The sequence below is a fragment of the Caballeronia sp. KNU42 genome (assembly GCF_053760385.1).
In genome coordinates this window covers 1,588,109-1,605,461 of the sequence record NZ_CM132390.1, presented here as the reverse complement: position 1 = coordinate 1,605,461, position 17,353 = coordinate 1,588,109, and the positions used below count along the sequence as shown (strand labels likewise).

The window sequence follows — 17,353 nt, the reverse complement described above, 5'->3', positions numbered from 1 at the left end:
AAGTCGGTTGTAGTGGTGCATCGGAATGAGGGGGCCGTTCGGACCGAAGCGTGAGGATGCAATCGCCGGAAGCTCCGGGAGCCCCCCCCGCGTAAATCCCGCTAAAGCTTACTCGCGATACGCGAATGCAGCACAACCCGGGCCGGGTCGATGCGCTTGCGGTCATTGCTTTCGCATGCACGATTCTGCGGGCGGCAAGCGCCTTCAGTCGCGTTGATAGCTGGACGTGACAACCAGCTCAGGTCGAATCTGATTTGAGTTTTATTGATTTTCGTCCAGGGCGGCCGCGCGTTTCAGCTGTGCCGATGCGCATGAATCCATGCGGAACCCCAAAAAGACGGTCAAGCTTACTGCTATTCCAAAACCACGGTAGGTCTTGCCGCTTGATGTTGGCTCACCAAAGCAGGGTTGGATCTTCTCGCCTCATCCACCGCGACTGCCTGCTGCGGTCTGTCATTGCCCCGTGCAGGATTCGCCGGAGCCGGGTCCATTCAACACGCTGTCCGCAGCAGGTCGCCTCAATGAAAAGAGCGGCCAGCCCGTAGCCTGAGCCAAGAATTCAGGGACACAGTCAAGCCGCCTTTGCCGCGGCGCCCGCTACGATCGAAGCCGCAAGCAACGCCTGTGTATAGGGATGCGCGGGCGCTTGCAAAACGGCCATCGTGTCACCCGTCTCCACTATCCGCCCTGCCTTCATGACCGCCACCCTATGCGCCATCGCACGCATCACGGCAAGGTCATGCGTGATGAACAGGTAAGTCAGGTGGTATTTTTTCTGCAACCGCGTGAGCAGGTTGAGCACCTGCTGCTGTATCGATACATCCAGCGCGCTCGTAGGTTCATCGAGCACAAGCAATTCCGGCTCGACCGCGAGCGCCCGGGCAATAGCTATACGCTGGCGCTGGCCACCAGAAAATTCGTGCGGATAGCGCGGCAGGACATCGGCCGGCATGCCCACTTCGTCGAGCAACGCCACCACGCGCTGACGACGCGCCGCCGCATCCACTTCCGGCCGATGCAAGGCAATCCCCTCGCCCACAATTTGCTCGATCGTCATGCGCGGCGACAGCGATCCGTAGGGATCCTGAAATACTACTTGCAGCCGCGACGACATCATCCGCCGCGAGTTCGCGCTCTTGAGCGCGGACAAGGACTGCCCGTCGATCTGGATCAATCCTTCCGTCGTCCGCTGCAGTCCCAGGATGGCGCTGGCAAGCGTGGACTTTCCCGATCCGGATTCGCCCACTATGCCGAGCGTTTCGCCGCGTCTCAACGTGATGCCTATGTCCTCCAAAGCGCGGAACGAAGACTTCGAAAACGCGGACCGCCAGCCTTTCACCGACGTCCGGTAGTCCACCGACAACCCCTGCACTTCGAGCAAGCTCCCCGCGTTCGTCGCGATCGGATCGATCGCGCGTTCGGGCTCGCTGTTGAGCAGGCGGCGCGTGTAAGGATGTTGCGGATTCGCGAACAGTTCCGCGGTCGAATTGGTTTCCACCAGCACGCCCTTCTCCATCACCGCCACGCGCTGCGCGAAGCGCCTGACCAGGTTCAGGTCGTGCGTGATCAGCAGCACCGCCATGCCGCGCTCGGCCGCCTCCTGTTCCTGCAAGCCGATCAGCAGTTCCACTATTTGCTGGCGCACGGTCACATCGAGGGCCGTGGTCGGTTCGTCGGCGAGCAAGAGGCGTGGCCGGCACGCGAGCGCCATCGCGATCATCGCGCGTTGCCGCTGTCCGCCCGATAGCTGATGCGGGAAGCTATCGATACGCCGTTCCGGTTCGGGGATACCGGTTCGCCGCAATAACTCAATACCGCGCTGGCGTGCTGCGTTAGCCCGCAATCCTTCGTGCAGGCGCAGGCTTTCCGCGATCTGCTTGCCGATGGTGAACAACGGATTGAGCGCGGTCATCGGTTCCTGGAAGACCATGGCGACGTCGCGGCCGCGGATGCCGCGCATCTGTTGCTCGTTCTTTTGCAGGAGATCGTCGCCGTCCAGCAGGATGCGCCCCGTCTGGCGAGCGTTGTCCGCAAGACCCAGGATCGAAAGCGCCGTGACGCTCTTGCCCGATCCCGATTCGCCCACCAGCGCCACGCGTTCACCACGCCCGATCGACAGATTCAGGTCGCGGACGACGGTCTTGTCGCCGAAACCAATCGATAAACCGTCAAGTTGCAACAGAGGGGTGGTCACTTCTGCGCCCCTCCGAATGCAGAGCCGCGCGTGCGGGTATCGAGCGCGTTGCGCAACGCGTCACCCATGAAGGTCAGCAGCAACAAGGTGACGACAAGGCCGCCGAACGCAGCGCCGGAGATCCACCATGCATCGAGATTGTTTTTGCCTTCGGCAAGCAGTTCGCCCAGGCTCGGTGTTGGCGCGGGCACGCCAAGCCCCAGGAAGTCGAGGCTGGTCAGCGAGAGGATTGCCGCGCTCATGCGGAACGGCAGGAAGGTGATCACCGGCGTAAGGCTGTTGGGCAACACGTGACGCCACATGATCTGCCAGTTCGACAAGCCCATCGTGCGAGCCGCGCGAACGTAATCGAGCGAACGGTTGCGCAGGAACTCGGCGCGCACGTAGTCCGAGAGCGTGAGCCATCCGAACGCGGAGAGCAGAATGAAGAGCAGCCACAAGGTCGGCTCGAAGATCGACGCAAAGATGATCAGCAGGTATAGATCCGGCATCGAACTCCAGATCTCGATCAGGCGCTGGCCGATCAAGTCGGTGCGTCCGCCGTAAAAACCCTGCACGGCGCCCGTCAGGACGCCCAGCAAGACGCCCGAGACCGTGAGTGCGAGCGCCATGAGCACGGAGAGCCGGAAACCGTACAGCAGCCGCGAAAGGACGTCGCGGCCGAACTGGTCCGTGCCGATCCAGTTGGCGGCCGAGGGCGGCGCGGGATTGGGCGTGTTCGCGAAATAGTCGACGGTGTCGTAGTGAAAATGATTGGGCGGATAGATCGCGAAGTTACCCTTCGATTCGAGCCGGTCGTGAATATACGGGTCGAGATAGTTCGTGCGCGCCGGGAAATCGCCGCCGAATACTTTCTCCGAATAGTCCTTCAGGATCGGAAAATAATAATGTCCCTCATAGCGGACCAGCAGCGGCTTGTCATTTGCCAGCACCTCGCCGAGCAGGCTGATGACAAACAACCCGACGAACACCATCGTGCTCCAGTAGCCCAGCCGCTGCGCTTTGAAACGCAGCCATATGCGCCGGCCGGGTGAGTCCGACGGCGGCGGCGCTGCAACAGGAGGTTCGCCCATGACCGGGATCGCGGAGACGTTCACGCTTTCACCGGTCCAGCCGGTCGAACTGGATACGGGGGTCGACGAGGACATAACAGACGTCCGCAATAAGCTTGGTCACAAGACCAATCAGGGTGAACAGGTAGAGCGAACCGAGCACGACGGGATAGTCGCGCCGGATCACCGAGTCATAGGAAAGCTGGCCCATGCCATCGAGTGAAAACAATGTCTCGATCAACAGGTTGCCATTGAGGAACGCACCGACAAACGCCGCGGGCAATCCGGTCAGCAGCGGAATCATCGCGTTGCGCAGCACGTGTTTCCACAAGACATCACGTTGCGGCGCGCCTTTCGCGCGAGCGGTCAGCACGTATTGCCGGCTGATCTCTTCCAGGAAGGTGTTCTTCGTGAGGATCGTGATAATCGCGAAGTTGCCGACCACCGCGGCGGTCACCGGCAACGCGATGTGCCACAGGTAATCGAGTACCTTGCCCGCCATGCTGAGCTGGTCGAAGTCGTCGGAGGTAAGACCGCGCATGGGGAACACCTGCCACAGCGTGCCTCCGCCAAACAACATCAGCAGCAGTACGCCAAGCACGAAACCGGGGATGGCATAACCGGTCAGCACGAGCATGCTCGTGGCGGTATCGAAGCGGGAGCCGTTTCGCACGGCCTTTGAAATTCCCAGCGGCACTGCAACGAGGTAGGTCAGCAACACGGTCCAGAGTCCCAGCGTGATGGACACCGGCAGCTTCGAACGGATCACCGCCCAGACACTTTGATGCTGGTAATACGACTGGCCGAGATTGAAGCTCGCGTAGTTCCTGAGCATGGTCGCGTAACGCACGAGCGGAGGCTTGTCGAAGCCGAACTGCTTCTTGAGCTGCTCGACCTGCTGCGGGTCCACCCCCTGGCTGCCGTGATACCCGCCGGCCCCGCCCGCCTCTGCCCTGCCCCCGCCATGACGCATCTGGGTCAGGATCTGCTCGACCGGTCCACCCGGTACGAACTGCGTCACGACGAAAGTCAATGTGACCACACCGATCAGCGTGGGGATCATCAGCAGCAGGCGTCTGAGGATATAAGCGGCCATGGCAATCTCAGTGTGTTGATGCAACGGCGGCGGGGGGCGCCTTCACGAACCAGTAGTCGATCAACCAGTCCTCCGCAAGGTAAGAAAGCGGCGAGACCCGAGGAAAACCCATTCGCGCCCGATACCCCACGCGCGTATTCGGCGCATAGTACTCCGGCACAATGTAGTACCCGTTGATCAGGATGCGATCGAGCGCGCGGGTGGCGGTCTCGAGATCGCTCAGCGTCTGGGCTTTCAGCGCAGCGTCGATCATTGCATCGGCGGCTTTCGATCGGACTCCCGGATAATTTTCCGAGCCCGTTTGCGAGGCCGCAGCGCTGCCAAAGCGGCGCGTCAGTTCACCACCGGGAATGGTGACGGGCGCGTAGATAAACGTGGTCATGTCGAAGTCGAACGCGTCCATGCGCTTCTCATATAAGGCGCTGTCGAGTTCCCGCAGGTGCGCCTGCACACCGAGCGTCTGCAACTGCTGGATGTAGGGCAGGATGACCCCGTCCATGCCGGGTTGGTCGTCCATGATTTCGAAGCTCATCGGCGTGCCGCCGGCGTTGCGCAACGCGCCGTCACGATACTGCCAGCCCGCTTCGTTGAGCAGCGCCTGGGCTTCACGCAAATTGCCACGCAACGAATGCGGCGGTACGGTGTCCGGTTGCTTCAGCATTGGACCGAACACGGCAGCGGGAAGCATCGTCCGATACGGCTCGAGCAGCGTCAACTCCTTTGCATCCGGCACGCCCTGCGCGCCAAACGCAGAGTCCTGGAAGTAACTTCCCGTGCGGCGATATTGACCGTAAAAGGCCAGCCGGTTCAACCAGTCGTAGTCGAACGCGAGCGTCAACGCACGGCGCACGCGGGCGTCCGCGAACAGCGGCCTGCGCGTATTGAAGAACATGCCCTGCATCTGCGCCGGGCCATCGGGGAACTCGCCTTTCTTAAGCGACCCGTTGCTGAAGTTCTTGCCGATGTACTTGCGCGACCAGGTCGAGGACGAGTACTCCACGCGCATATCCGTGTGGCCCGCCTTGAAATCTTCCAGCGACGTGTAGTGATCCGTAAAGAGCCGAAACGTGACGCGCTGGAAGCGGTACATGCCGCGTCGCGAGGGCAAATTGGCAGCCCAGTAATCCGGGTTGCGCCTGTAGGTGATCTGCTTGTCGTTCTTGCGCTGCTCGATCAGGTACGGACCGCTTGCCACCGGCGCCACATCCGATATCTGGTCGAACGGCGGCCGCGTGCCGTCCGCTTTCATGCCCCACTTCGGCGAGAAGACCGGCAGGTCTCCCGCGATCAGCGGTGCATCGCGGCGCGCTTCCCGGAAGTCGAAGCGCACTGTCAGGCGATCGACCACGCTCGCACTGCTGATGTTGGCAAACTGCGAGTTGTAGATCGGCGAGGCCTCACGGCTGGACAATGTGTCGTACGAATACTTCACATCGGCGGCGGTGATCGGGTCGCCATTGGAAAAACGCGCGCTGGAATTGATATGAAACGTGGCCGATTTTCCGTCCGAAGCGATCTCCACGTCGTCCGCAATCAATGGATACTCCGACGCCAGTTCGTCCCAGCTTCGCTGCATCAGGGTATCGAACATCAAGTTCTTCAGGTCGGGCGCCGGCGCGCCGCGGACCAGGAAGGGATTCAACGAATCGTAGCTTTGCAGTTCGTCATAGTTCTGGAAATTCATGTCGCCGTTAGCAGGCGCGTCCGGGTCCGCATAGTCGAAGTGCGTGAAGTTCGCCGGATATTTCGGCTCGTCGTATTGCGCGATCGACGGTCTGGCGAACGCGTGCGATGCAACGAGCAGCGCCGCACACCCTAAGTTGATAAAGACTCTATTCATCGTCACTTGCGGCCGTCGTCTCGAACCAGAACTGTACTGCGTCAATATGGGATTGCAGGTTTGACGAGCATTTATATCACTTGCCGGCGGGGATAATCCCCACGACCCACGCGCCGCGCTCAATGCTTGATGATGTACATGTCTTGGCTGCGGTAATGGTCCATCGGGTTTTTCGTGGAATAACCGCCCACGTAACTCTTCACCAGCCGCACCAGCGTGTATTGCAGAAGCGGCAGCATCGGATAATCTTCCATTGCCACCTTGCCCGCTTCGGTCTGCAACGCCTGGCGCGTAGCCGGGTCCGTGGAGTTGGACGCCTGGCGCATCAGCGCATCGGCTTTGGGATTGCACGCCTGGTTGTCGTTCTGCTCGGAACCGCATTGAACCAGCGTGAGGAAGGTGCTTGCGTCGTTGTAGTCCGCCACCCAGCCGTTGCGCGCGATCTGGTAGTCGCCGTCGTGCCGCTTCTTGAGCAGCACCTTGAATTCCATCGCCTGGATTTCAGTATCCAGGCCGAGCTTGGTCTTCCATTCGGAAGCTGCGAAGATCGCCATCTTCTTGTGATACTCACTCGTGTTGGTAACGAACTGCAGTTTGGTGCCGGGTTTTACGCCGGCCTCCGCCAGCAGCTTTTTCGCTTCTTCAACGCGCTTCGCCATCGGCCATGACGCCCAGTCATACGCGCTGACGTCGGCGCCCTTCACGCCCTTCACGATCACGCCGTACGCCGGGATCTGTCCGTCGGCAGTCACACGCTGCGCCAGGATGTCCCGGTCGATGACCATGGATAGCGCGTGACGCACACGCACGTCCTTGAGAAGCGGGTCCTTGTTGTTGAACGAGTAATAGCGCAAGCCGAGCATGGGCGCCGCGCGCATCTCGTTCGGGTACTCCTGCTTGTAGCGGGCATAGGTGCCCGACGGAAGCTGGTTGACCCAGTCGTCACCGCCGGACTTGTACAGGTCCACGTCGGTGTTTTCGTCCTCCACCGGCAGGTAGGTAACCTGGGTCAGTTGCACGTTGGCGGCATTCCAGTATTGCGGATTTTTCGCCAGCACAAGGCGATTGTTCACTTGCCAGTCCTTCAGCATGAATGCGCCGTTGCTGACCAGCTTGCCGGGTTTGGTCCAGTCGCGGCCGTACTTGTCGACGGCAGCCTTGTTCACCGGCCCGAGGTTCGTATTCGACATCAGGTCGGGCAGGAACGGCACCGGATAGGGCGTCTTGATTTCGACCGTGTACGGGTCGGGTGCGCTTACGCCAAGCGACGCCACCGGTTTCTTGCCAGCGACAATGTCGGTTCCGTTAAGCAGGAACATGCCGTAAGTGGTTGCGTACGGAGAGGCTGTCTTTGGATCGACGAGACGCTGGCATCCATACACAAAATCAGCCGCGACCACGGGCTCCCCGTTGGACCACTTCGCATTCCTTCGCAGATGAAAGACCCACGTGGTGGGGTCCTTCATTTCCCACTTTTCCGCGACGCCGGGGACGGTCTCGCCGTCAGCGCGCGTGGCAGTCAGCCCCTCGAAGAGATCGCGCGCGACGGTATTAGCCGGCACCGATTCTGCGACGTTTGGATCGAGTGTCTCGACTTCGGTGCCGTTGTTGCGCACCAGTTCCTGCTTCGCGGCGAGTTGCACGCCGGGAGGAACGATTGCCGCCTGCACGGTGCCTGCGAGCATGACGCCACCCAGAACAAGTGCCGCCGATGCGCGGGTAAGCCGGATCGAAGGAAAGGGACGTGGTGCGAAGAACATCTGGAAACTCCTGGTATTCGTGACTTCCGCGTTCGGCATGGGTTACGACGATGAACGCGTCATGCGTTGAGGCGTCGACAGATCGATGATTGGATCGAAAGGTCCAGGATTGATCGCGATGAAACCACGCCGACAAACAATCAGCGCGACAATCAAAAATGAGGCCGCTCCAGCGCCGCATGACGCGCGCCGGAGCCGCCGCTCCATCAGATCAACAGACTACAGCCGCGTCAGAACTTGTACGTTGCGCCGACCTGCGCGAAACGCCCAATGTTCGTGTAGATCGACTGGTCGTAGCCATTCTGATCCAGCGTGCCGTTTGCAAAGATCGGATCGTACGGCGGCGCACGGTTGAAGATGTTGTCGATGCCGCCGAAGATCGTCCAGTGCTTGAAGCCCGTGTACGTCATCATCAGGTTGAACTGGCTATACGAACCCACGTGCGATGGCCCTGCTGCAACCAGGTTCTGCGCATACGGGCCTGTGAACTGCCAGGTCAACGCTGCGTCAAACTTGTTGTACGCCCAGTCCAGCGTGGTGTTGCCCTTCCAGCGCGGGAAGCTGCCGCCGAACGGCTGTGTGAGGGTGTAATCGTTACCCGCACCATTCACTGGCGACGCACCCGGAGAGCCGAGCTTGAAGCTGTTCACATAAGCCCAGTCAGCAGACAGGGTGAACGTCCCCGTCTTCGTCGGCAGCGTCTGACGGAACGTGCCTTCGAAACCATTGGTATCCAGATATCCAAGGTTCATGTACGGGATGACCTTGTACAGGAGATTCCCATTCGCATCGGTTACGGTCTGGGAAGGCGAGCCTTGGCCAATCACGTTGTCGACGCGAATCTTGTACCAGTCCAGGCCGACATCGGTCGTACGGGTGGGCGACAACTGGAAGCCGATGCTCAGGTTCTTCGTGCGTTCGGCTTTCAGGTCCGGATTGCCTTCCGTGATCGACGTGTAGTTCTGGCCCGTGGCCTGGTCTACCTGAATACCCATCGTTTGCGAGTTGCTGTTCTCGACGAACGTCGGCGCACGGAAGCCACGGTTGTACGAGGTGTACATCGTGAGCGCCTGTACCGGCTGATAGCGCAACGCAAAGCGCGGCGAGAACGCACCGCCCACATCGCTGTAGTGGTCATAACGGCCAGACTGGCTGAACGTCAACGCGCGCACGATCGGAATATCCACCTGGTAGTACACGGCAGCCACGTTGCGCTGGCCGTTCACCGTCTGGAGATTCGGGCTGATGACCTGACCCTGTTCGAACGCTGCGCCCGGGTTCATCACTTCGCTCTGGTGCGTGAACTGTGCACCGAAGCCGAGACCCACATCGCCCGCCGGCAGACTGAAGAGGTGCGGCGTGGACAGCGTCGCGTCAACGGTATCGAGCTTCGAGATGGCCAGGTTATTCGCATCCTGGTACAGCCCATTGAGGCCGTTCGGCGTAGCCGCGGGATTCGAGAAATCGAACGTCCCGTTCTGGTAAATATTGGTCAGTGCCGCGGTGTTGAGCTGGTTCGTATAGGTGTTCGAAACCGTGCTTTGCGAATGACTGACCGACGTCGCCCAATCCCACTCTCCGTTCGGCAGGTTGAACGAACCCTTGATGCCCGTCGACGCGCGCCAGTAGGTGGCATACGTGTCTTCCGCCACCGCGCCCGGGAATGCATACGTGAGCGGCGTGGCCACCCCGAACGGGTTGTACTGATTGCTCGCCGGCACAGTGAAGTTGAACGGCGAAAGCAGCTTGGTCGCCGGATTCCACACGAGCGCGGGAACCTGCGGATTGCCGATAACGTTGTTCCACAGACCGTCATTCGTCGTGGTCTTGTTGCTGCTGATCAGGAAGTCTCCGAACGCCGTCGTCTCATCGTTGATCTTGAAGTCAGCATGAAGCTTCGCGTTCAAACGCTCGGTCATCGGCGCGATCGACGTGCTTTCCGCGGAGTTGTATCCGCAGATCGTGCCGGCCGATCCCGCCGTCAGCGAGTTGGAGGCCGCGGGATGCACTGACCCGCCGTTCGCACAGCCGCTCAACGCCTGCGCGCTGCCGTCGGGCATGTTCCAGTACGACGGCGCGAGCAACGAATGGCCGCCCGGCTGATTGGTGAAATCCTGCGCGCTCGTCGCGTCGCGGTCGGCCAGCGTGAAGCCATTCGACTTGTAGTAGCTTGCGGCAGCCGTCACGTTGAAGCGATCGGCGTTGAGATCGCCAAAACCGGCGAGCACGCCGAATTTGGTCGTGCCCGCACCGCCGCCCTGGCTGATGGCGCTGCCGTAGCTGCCGTCGAGTTGCAGCCCCTGGAAGTCGTGCTTCGTGATGATGTTGACCACGCCCGCAATGGCGTCCGAGCCGTATTGCGACACGGCGCCGGTCTTCACGATTTCGATGCGGTCGATGGAGTTCAGCGGCAGCGTGTTCAAGTCGAAGAAGGAGTCGACGCTGTTCGAGAAGAACGCAAACGGCGCGACGCGTTGCCCATCCACCAACACGAGTGTGTACTTTTCGCTGAGGCCGCGCAGGGCGATACCCGCAGCGCCCGCGGCGAAGTTGCCCGACTGACCTTCACCCCAGCTATTGGCCGAGTTGGCCGAGGTCGTGCGCAGATAGTCGGCGACAGTCGTGGCGCCGCTCTCCGTAATGTCTTTCTGCGTAATCGTCTGAACCGCATTGAAGCCGACTTTGTCGGCGCTACGAATCAGCGACCCGGTCACTTCGAATTTCTTGATTTGCTGGACGCCCTTTTCAGCAGTCGGTGTCGCGGTGTTGTTGTCCGCGGCCGCTGCTGCAGCGGTGCCCGATGCCGGCGCCGCCGCTGCTGCCGGCGTGCTTTCCGAGGTCGTTGCGCCTGCCGCGGTTGCGGTGGTGGCCGGCTGGGTCTGCGCAAACGCCGGTACGGCGATTGCGGCTGACAACGCTAGTTCAGCCCAGACTATTCTTTTGACGGCCAGCGCCAATGCCCTTTGTTTCATTTTTCCCCTTCCCGCTCGTAAGTAAAGCCACAGCTGTGTGTGAAGAGAGGCCTTGTGGACCTCTCCACTCGATATACGGCGTTCTTGCGCCGCGCTCCGTTAAAGCTGACCCGCGCTCCTGCTGCCGGGCAAACGGGTCAATAGCGCACCAGATTGCAAATCCAGACAGGAAGACGGGACACTTCAGATACTTCAATATCGGACTACTTATTTGTTACAAACGAACTGCGCAGCGCTTTCTAATTGTTTTACCTTCCACTTCTTTGCTCGATGGACCCCTCCCCATCCGATCAACCTTTCACTTATCCATAAGCAATACTTACGAATACGTATCAAATGCTTTTTGACAAAAGCACGGATCAAAACAGCACCTAAAACAATTTTGGTGTTCCCACCCAGACAAGCACCGCTTCTTCGCGAGCGGTATTGCACCAGGCGTGAGGCACGGTTGATTCAAAATGCGCGGTGTCACCTGCCTGCAATACGAACGTTGTACCTTCCAACGTAAGCGTTATCTGGCCGCTCATCACGTACAAGAACTCTTCCTCTGCATGCGTCGTGACTTCCGATGGGTTCTGTCCAACCGGCATTCTCACGAGAATCGCTTCCAGCCGGCCACCGACCGCCAGGTTCGTCAGCCGTCCAAAAAGGTTTTCGGTGCCGTCAAACCCGAAGTACTTCAGGTCACTCCCTCTATGCACCGACTTGCCTTCGGTCGGCGTGTCAACGAAGTACTGCACCGTGACACCCAGAGCTCGGGCTATGCCCACCAGCGAGGTAATAGAAGGCGTTGCATGACCCCGTTCCACCTGCGATAAAAAGGGCTTGGAAATCCCCGCAGTTGTTGCCACTTCATCGAGCGTGCGCTGGAGTCGTTGGCGAAGCGCGCGGATTTTGCTGCCTATGGAAACTGCGACCTGTGCCTTGTTATCGAGTGGCAAAACCATAGCAAGACAGAATCCTGGTCAAAAATTAGTTTGTATACCAAACTATGTTTTATTGAATGCAACATCCTCCCTAAGACACGTGCACGCGCCGTATGCCCGGTTAGTTGCCGCGATGCGTGGTTCAATCAATGCGATCATCGGGACACTTTCGCACTCGCCTAAAACCGGGCGATGGTTGCATGCGCGGCCAACCCCGTCTGCTGTCGAAAACCTGCCTTCCATACGGCGAGAAAGTGCCGCCCGGTTCGATGCACGAATAGCTCGGCGCCGCGTCGCAGGTTGGGACATGTTGGAACCGGAATGCCGTTACTGTTACTTCGATGCGACCAGCACCCACAATCGTGCAAGATCGGCCGAACCGTCCGAGCCTTTCACCGCACGGAAGGTTTGCACTGCGCGAGCTTTGTCGCCTGCGACGTAGTAGGCCACGCCGAGATGCAGCTCCGCCTGGTCAGGGTGGTCGAGCCCGCCTTTCGCGATCGCCGCTTCCATTGCTGCGAGACCCTGCCTGGTTTGGCCCGCGAAGACCTGGTTGAAGTCGGCGTCGACCGGCGCTACAGGGTTCGCCGCATCAGCCGGCGCTTGCGCCCGCTTCGCGGCTAGCGCCTGCAATCGCTTCTCGCGATCCGCCTGTGCATCATGGCCAAGAACACCCGATGCGAACCCCTGATCGATCACCTGCTTGCCCTCGGCCGTGGTTCCCGCCACGATTGCGAGCTGGGTCATCTCCATGTAGTCGTCGACGCTCGTGAGCGAGCCCGTCGCCCGGCGCAACCGATAAGTGTCAACATCGAGCGCCGACGAATATCCCGGTTTCGTGCGGATCGATTGGAACAGATCGTCCCAGTAAGTCTGCTTCGGGTGATAGGCAACCAGCTTTTCGAGCGCGCCGCGATACGTCGCATCATCTTTTACGCGCTGCGCACAGGTGCCGAGCAATTGCAGTTGCGACTCGTCAGGCGCGTGGCCCGCACGCGCTTGCGCGTCGATCCCTGGCTTGAGCAAGCTCACCACATTGCCGCAGTCGTTCGACAGGTAGTAGGACTGGACGAGCAGCGTGCGCATATCGGGATCGGTGCCGCCTGACTTCAGATAGCGCTGCGCGACCTTGATAGCCTGTGGGTAGTTCTTCTCCTGGAAGTAGATGCCTGCAAGCGCCGCCGTAGTGCGTTGTTCGTCGGCGCCGGCGAGCTTCCCTGAGCCCAGCAACGTTTCATAGGCTTGAGCCGCCACAGCGTTGTTGCCTGCCGCCGCAGCAGCAGCGCCGCGCATCTCTTCGACCATGGTGCTTTCATACGGCGTCTTGCCCGGGACGGCCGCCGCCTGATCGATCTTCGCCAATGCATCGTTGTACTTGTGCGCGCGATACAGATCCTGCGCGGCGTTCAGGGGCTTCGCCACATCCGGGCGCAAGGTGTCCGCGGCATGAGACGTGACCGGCAGCACGACGAGCGCGGACAGTCCGCAGGTAGCGGCCGCCATGACGGTACGTTTGAACCATTGATGGATCGTTAGCATTGCACTTCCCTATTGCATGTACTGCTCATTGCCGATCAGGCCGATTTTCGTCGCGCCCAGCCGTTGCGCGGACGCCATCACCGCAGCGACATCCTTGTACGGCACCAGCTTGTTGGGCCGCAGATGGATTTCCGCCTGCACCGGTTCGGCGGCCACCTGTGCAAGCCTCGAATCGAGCGCCGCACGGTCCGGCACCGGCTGGCCGTTCCAGGTCGTGGTGCCGTCGAAGTCGATATCGATCTGCACCACTTCCGGCTGCGTGATCGGCGGCGGCGGATTGCCGACCGGCAAGTTCATCTTGATGGCGTGCGTCTGGATCGGAATCGTGATGATCAGCATGATCAGCAACACCAGCATCACGTCGATCAGCGGCGTGGTGTTGATATCGACCATCACATCCGGTTCTCCGCTGCCGCCCGAAGATACGTTCATTCCCATATTCGTCCCCTGTCTCGCTTGAGCTGTCGGTCAGAGCTAGCGCTTCAACACTTGGTCCAAGCCCATGCACACCTAGCCGCCGCGCGCAGGCGGCTCGGTAATAAACGAAACCTTCGCGATACCGGCGCGTTCGCACTCGGTAATGACCCGGCCGATGAATTCATAGCGCGCGCTCTGGTCACCGCGAACGTGCACTTCCGGTTGCGGTGTCATGACCGACACGGTTTTCAGGCGTGCCAGCAGTGTCGGGCCATCCACCAGCTTCTCGTTCCAGAAGAAATCGCCGTCGCGGTTGACCGCGATGACAATACTTTTTGGCGTGGTCTGCAGCGGCTGGATCGTCTCCTTCGGCAGTTGCACCGGCACCGTATGCGTCACCACCGGAATCGTGATCAGAAAGATGATCAGCAGGACCAGCATCACATCGACGAGCGGTGTGGTGTTGATACTGGAGATGACCTCGTCGTCATCATCTTGCCCAACGCTCATAGCCATGACGAACTCCGCTTAATTGGCCATCGCTGCTTCGCGGGCCGTAGCGCGCGCCGAGCGGCGGCTGCCGGCGAGAAGGACAGTGTGCAGTTGTGCGCCGAACGCACGAACACGCTCCATCACCGATTTGTTGCGGCGAACCAGGAAGTTGTAGCCGAGTACTGCTGGCACCGCCACGGCGAGACCGATCGCTGTCATGATCAGCGCTTCGCCCACCGGGCCCGCGACCTTGTCGATTGAAGCCTGGCCGGCGATACCGATTGCGGTGAGCGCGTGATAAATCCCCCACACGGTACCGAACAGGCCAACGAACGGCGCTGTCGAGCCGACTGTGCCAAGGAAAGCCAGACCGTCCTGCAGACGATTCGATACGTTCGTGATGGCACGATCAACCGAGGTGTCGATCCACGTGTTGCGGTCGACGGCTTCAAGCAGCGCCTCGTCATGATGTTCGCCCGCCTCGATAGCCGTTTCAGCGATGAAGCGGAATGGCGAAGCTTCATCGAGCATCTTCGCGCCTTCGACTAGCGACGGTGCGGTCCACAGCTGCTCGTCGGCGCTCTTGGCACGACGGTTGGCACGGAACTGCTCGAAGAACTTGGTGATCATGATGTACCAGCTGCCCATTGACATCAGCACCAGCAAAATGAGCACGAAGCGTGCAACAAAGTCACCGTTCTTCCAGAGCGCGCCGAGTCCGTACGGGTTGTTGACGGTTTCGGACGTAGCCGCTGCGGGCGGCGGTACCGCTTCGTCCGTGGCCGAGCCCGCCGTTTGCGGGGCTGCAGTGGTGGCGGCCGCGGCCGACGCGGTCACGTCGCTGGCTTGCGCGTGAGCCATGTGCGGTGCCACAAAGGTATCCACCGTGGTTACAGCGAACAACAGGGTTGCCGCCAATGCGGCGAAAGTACGCTTTTTCATGCCTGCTCCATGTTCATTAGTACAACTTCTAAACGAAGACCGATAAATCGCTACCCGTACCGGACAGCCCGTGGGTTTCAGTTCAAGTTAAACGAGAACGGTACTTGCACACGGACAGCCTGGCCTTGGGAAACGCACGTGAACTGCTTGACCGCATTGAAAGCTGCGCGATCGAGTGAAGAATCTTCCGAGGACTTGGCAACGCGTTCGTTCGTAATATGGCCCTGCGGGTCGACCACAAAGTCAATCAGTACATCGCCCGTCACGTTGTTCTCCTGCGCTTCCTTCGGATAGTGAATCGACGAACGAATCTGATCCGAGTTCGGGCACACCACGCCGACTTCGGTGCTAACAGGCTTGGTTGGCGCGGGAGGCGCCGGCGGTGCGGGCGGCGCCACGGCGGGTGCCGATACGACAGGCGCGGCCTGGTGCGTGATCGTCGGCTGGGGCGGCGTCTGCACCTGCACTTCCGGCGGCGGCACGAACGGCGGCGGCGGCGGCGCGAACTTCGGCGGCGGCAATTGCACGGTGGGCAATGGCGGCGGCGGAGGCGGCTTCACCGGCTCGATGATCTTGGTCTCGATAGGATGCTGGATGACCTGTACGACCTTGGTGGCAAGGCCGTTGATCAGTGCATAGATCAGCACGATGTGCAGGAGCAGAACAACTGCGATTCCGCCGAAGCGCCGCACAGGGTTTTGCTGCTTGCGCCCAAACTCACGTGGGCGTCCTGGCCTCTGCATACGGGCCGTTGCTGCCGGAAATTGCCCTTCGACTTTCGTACCCACCTTTACTCCTCCGGCGTGAACCGTCCATTTCTATAACTGCGGCGCGCTGACATTCAGCAACCAGCGGGCAACCCACGTTCACCTCCGCCAACTGCTTTCCCACTCCGACCCTTGATTTGCACTCCGAATTTATGTTGCAGCGCGCAAACCTGACGCGATGACACGGATACGGATATGCGATACCTCGCCGGTATTTCGCAACCAGCGTACGATCGGTTAAGCAGATTTGCGACAAAGTAAATTCGAATCGATCATTTCAGTCTGGCATTAACGCCTGAAGATGATTTGAACGAAGCGCCTGACGACTCTTGAACTGTTTGCGCGATTGTCACCGGCGTTTCATGGGATGCGACGATAACAGGACAAAAAATGCACGGTCAAACTTTATTTGATGACAGCATACCGATTTTAGAGAAAAGACTCTAACCGATGCTGTTTTGCGTCGCTTTAAAAGAATAAGCGGATGGTCGAACAGATATGCGCGCGCCTCTCGCAACTCGATAATTGGGATGCCGCGGCTGCGGCGGGCTTTGCGCGACACGCCATTATCTATCGGCGTACGGCTGGAAGCAAAAGGCGCAAAAGCATGCTGGGCGGACCTTTGAAGCGGATGCGCGACGCCTTGGGCGAGTCGCGGACGGTACATCGGTCGTGATGATCGGGTGCCGATGGGCGCCACCGTCGAAAGCTGGAAAATGAAAGAGGGAAGACCGCGTTTGAAAATTTTCTTAGCGGTATTTACGACACTCTGAATACACATTTGGATTACATCGTTTATAAATTACAAAAAATATTCTAAAGCATTACATATAGCCAACGATAATAATAATGACCGATTTCAGTTTTCGGGGCGCTCGGTAATTAATACTCACAGAAACAAGACGGTAATCCTATAAGGTTATGTTATTGAGTATTCTAAATCCTAACTATAATATTGAGTTACTGGGTATTCAAAATCCTGATTCTGTTGAACATTTAAATTCGAAGGTCTGTTGAACGGAGAAATTACGTTATATCGAGAACATCTCCCGGAACTACCCATTGTCTGCTGGCCGGTCTATTGGACTGCCTGCTGCGGCCATGGATTTGCGACCGCCGGGACCGATATCCTGAGGGAGTTCATTTCAACAGGTGTCCACCGAACGCGATATCGCGGCGATCTACTATCCAACTCTGACATATCTATCATCCAGAACTTAGGTCCAACCAGCCATTCGTTAAGATTGCTAATCGATTCACGTGGCGGCTTGCCTGCAACAACGCCGGTCGAAGGCGCGCCGTCAGAGACGCCGTTCAACCAGACTGCATTCGAGCCCGGCGTGCCGCGGTACATCA

General features: G+C 59.4%; 14 protein-coding genes. 1 reads left to right on the top strand and 13 read right to left on the bottom strand.

Going from position 1 to position 17,353, the window contains the following annotated elements:
* Window positions 1-571 precede the first annotated feature (571 nt).
* The 5 genes from ACSOSP_RS38415 to ACSOSP_RS38395 all read right to left on the bottom strand — a co-directional run bounded on the left by ACSOSP_RS38415 (window position 572) and on the right by ACSOSP_RS38395 (window position 7,867).
* On the bottom strand, window positions 572-2,194 hold the full coding sequence (locus ACSOSP_RS38415) for an ABC transporter ATP-binding protein (protein ID WP_455314232.1): 1,623 nt from the start codon (window positions 2,192-2,194) through the stop codon (window positions 572-574).
* A complete protein-coding gene (locus tag ACSOSP_RS38410) occupies window positions 2,191-3,342 on the bottom strand; it encodes an ABC transporter permease (protein WP_455314231.1) in 1,152 nt (383 codons plus the stop codon). Before ACSOSP_RS38410 ends, ACSOSP_RS38415 begins: the two co-directional genes overlap by 4 nt.
* Entirely contained in the window at window positions 3,296-4,342 is a 1,047-nt protein-coding gene (locus ACSOSP_RS38405; RefSeq protein ID WP_455314230.1) for a microcin C ABC transporter permease YejB, read from the bottom strand. The genes ACSOSP_RS38410 and ACSOSP_RS38405 overlap by 47 nt, the downstream gene beginning before the upstream one ends.
* 7 nt (window positions 4,343-4,349) lie before the next feature.
* On the bottom strand, window positions 4,350-6,182 hold the full coding sequence (locus ACSOSP_RS38400; RefSeq protein ID WP_455314229.1) for an extracellular solute-binding protein: 1,833 nt from the start codon (window positions 6,180-6,182) through the stop codon (window positions 4,350-4,352).
* Between the two features lie 119 nt (window positions 6,183-6,301).
* Window positions 6,302-7,867: a peptide ABC transporter substrate-binding protein gene (locus ACSOSP_RS38395; RefSeq protein ID WP_455314228.1), complete on the bottom strand. Its 1,566-nt coding sequence runs from the start codon at window positions 7,865-7,867 to the stop codon at window positions 6,302-6,304.
* Here ACSOSP_RS38395 and ACSOSP_RS38390 point away from each other — a divergent pair.
* A complete protein-coding gene (locus ACSOSP_RS38390) occupies window positions 7,866-8,012 on the top strand; it encodes a hypothetical protein (protein ID WP_455314227.1) in 147 nt (48 codons plus the stop codon). The two genes, ACSOSP_RS38395 and ACSOSP_RS38390, sit on opposite strands and share 2 nt — an antisense overlap.
* Window positions 8,013-8,172: 160 nt before the next feature.
* Here ACSOSP_RS38390 and ACSOSP_RS38385 read toward each other — a convergent pair whose 3' ends face one another.
* From ACSOSP_RS38385 to ACSOSP_RS38350, 8 genes are all read right to left on the bottom strand, one after another.
* Complete coding sequence (locus tag ACSOSP_RS38385) at window positions 8,173-10,914, bottom strand: TonB-dependent receptor (RefSeq protein WP_455314226.1); 2,742 nt, start codon at window positions 10,912-10,914, stop codon at window positions 8,173-8,175.
* 371 nt (window positions 10,915-11,285) lie between these two features.
* On the bottom strand, window positions 11,286-11,861 hold the full coding sequence (locus ACSOSP_RS38380) for a helix-turn-helix domain-containing protein (protein ID WP_031360813.1): 576 nt from the start codon (window positions 11,859-11,861) through the stop codon (window positions 11,286-11,288).
* Window positions 11,862-12,173: 312 nt separating this feature from the next.
* Window positions 12,174-13,343 carry a tetratricopeptide repeat protein gene (locus ACSOSP_RS38375; protein WP_455315372.1) on the bottom strand — a complete coding sequence of 390 codons (1,170 nt, stop codon included), beginning with the start codon at window positions 13,341-13,343 and terminating at the stop codon, window positions 12,174-12,176.
* A 45-nt stretch (window positions 13,344-13,388) separates the two neighbouring features.
* Window positions 13,389-13,817, bottom strand: a complete 429-nt coding sequence (locus tag ACSOSP_RS38370; RefSeq protein ID WP_031360815.1) for an ExbD/TolR family protein — start codon at window positions 13,815-13,817, stop codon at window positions 13,389-13,391.
* A gap of 72 nt (window positions 13,818-13,889) precedes the next feature.
* Window positions 13,890-14,312: an ExbD/TolR family protein gene (locus ACSOSP_RS38365; protein WP_031360816.1), complete on the bottom strand. Its 423-nt coding sequence runs from the start codon at window positions 14,310-14,312 to the stop codon at window positions 13,890-13,892.
* Window positions 14,313-14,324: 12 nt separating this feature from the next.
* A complete protein-coding gene (locus ACSOSP_RS38360) occupies window positions 14,325-15,230 on the bottom strand; it encodes a MotA/TolQ/ExbB proton channel family protein (RefSeq protein WP_455314225.1) in 906 nt (301 codons plus the stop codon).
* A gap of 77 nt (window positions 15,231-15,307) precedes the next feature.
* The gene (locus ACSOSP_RS38355; protein ID WP_455314224.1) at window positions 15,308-16,018 is read right to left on the bottom strand and encodes an energy transducer TonB; all 711 of its coding nucleotides are present in this window, start codon (window positions 16,016-16,018) and stop codon (window positions 15,308-15,310) included.
* Between the two features lie 328 nt (window positions 16,019-16,346).
* Entirely contained in the window at window positions 16,347-16,778 is a 432-nt protein-coding gene (locus tag ACSOSP_RS38350) for a hypothetical protein (protein WP_455314223.1), read from the bottom strand.
* Between the last annotated feature and the right edge of the window lie 575 nt (window positions 16,779-17,353).

Bases quoted from the DNA above. Each gene is read 5' to 3' on its own strand.
- ACSOSP_RS38410 (WP_455314231.1), bottom strand. From the start codon at position 3,342: ATGTCCTCGTCGACCCCCGTATCCAGTTCGACCGGCTGGACCGGTGAA.
- ACSOSP_RS38405 (WP_455314230.1), bottom strand. From the start codon at position 4,342: ATGGCCGCTTATATCCTCAGACGCCTGCTGCTGATGATCCCCACGCTG.
- ACSOSP_RS38400 (WP_455314229.1), bottom strand. From the start codon at position 6,182: ATGAATAGAGTCTTTATCAACTTAGGGTGTGCGGCGCTGCTCGTTGCA.
- ACSOSP_RS38390 (WP_455314227.1), top strand. From the start codon at position 7,866: ATGACGCCACCCAGAACAAGTGCCGCCGATGCGCGGGTAAGCCGGATC.
- ACSOSP_RS38395 (WP_455314228.1), bottom strand. From the start codon at position 7,867: ATGCTCGCAGGCACCGTGCAGGCGGCAATCGTTCCTCCCGGCGTGCAA.
- ACSOSP_RS38385 (WP_455314226.1), bottom strand. From the start codon at position 10,914: ATGAAACAAAGGGCATTGGCGCTGGCCGTCAAAAGAATAGTCTGGGCT.
- ACSOSP_RS38380 (WP_031360813.1), bottom strand. From the start codon at position 11,861: ATGGTTTTGCCACTCGATAACAAGGCACAGGTCGCAGTTTCCATAGGC.
- ACSOSP_RS38375 (WP_455315372.1), bottom strand. From the start codon at position 13,343: ATGGCGGCCGCTACCTGCGGACTGTCCGCGCTCGTCGTGCTGCCGGTC.
- ACSOSP_RS38370 (WP_031360815.1), bottom strand. From the start codon at position 13,817: ATGGGAATGAACGTATCTTCGGGCGGCAGCGGAGAACCGGATGTGATG.
- ACSOSP_RS38365 (WP_031360816.1), bottom strand. From the start codon at position 14,312: ATGGCTATGAGCGTTGGGCAAGATGATGACGACGAGGTCATCTCCAGT.
- ACSOSP_RS38360 (WP_455314225.1), bottom strand. From the start codon at position 15,230: ATGAAAAAGCGTACTTTCGCCGCATTGGCGGCAACCCTGTTGTTCGCT.
- ACSOSP_RS38350 (WP_455314223.1), bottom strand. From the start codon at position 16,778: ATGTGTATTCAGAGTGTCGTAAATACCGCTAAGAAAATTTTCAAACGC.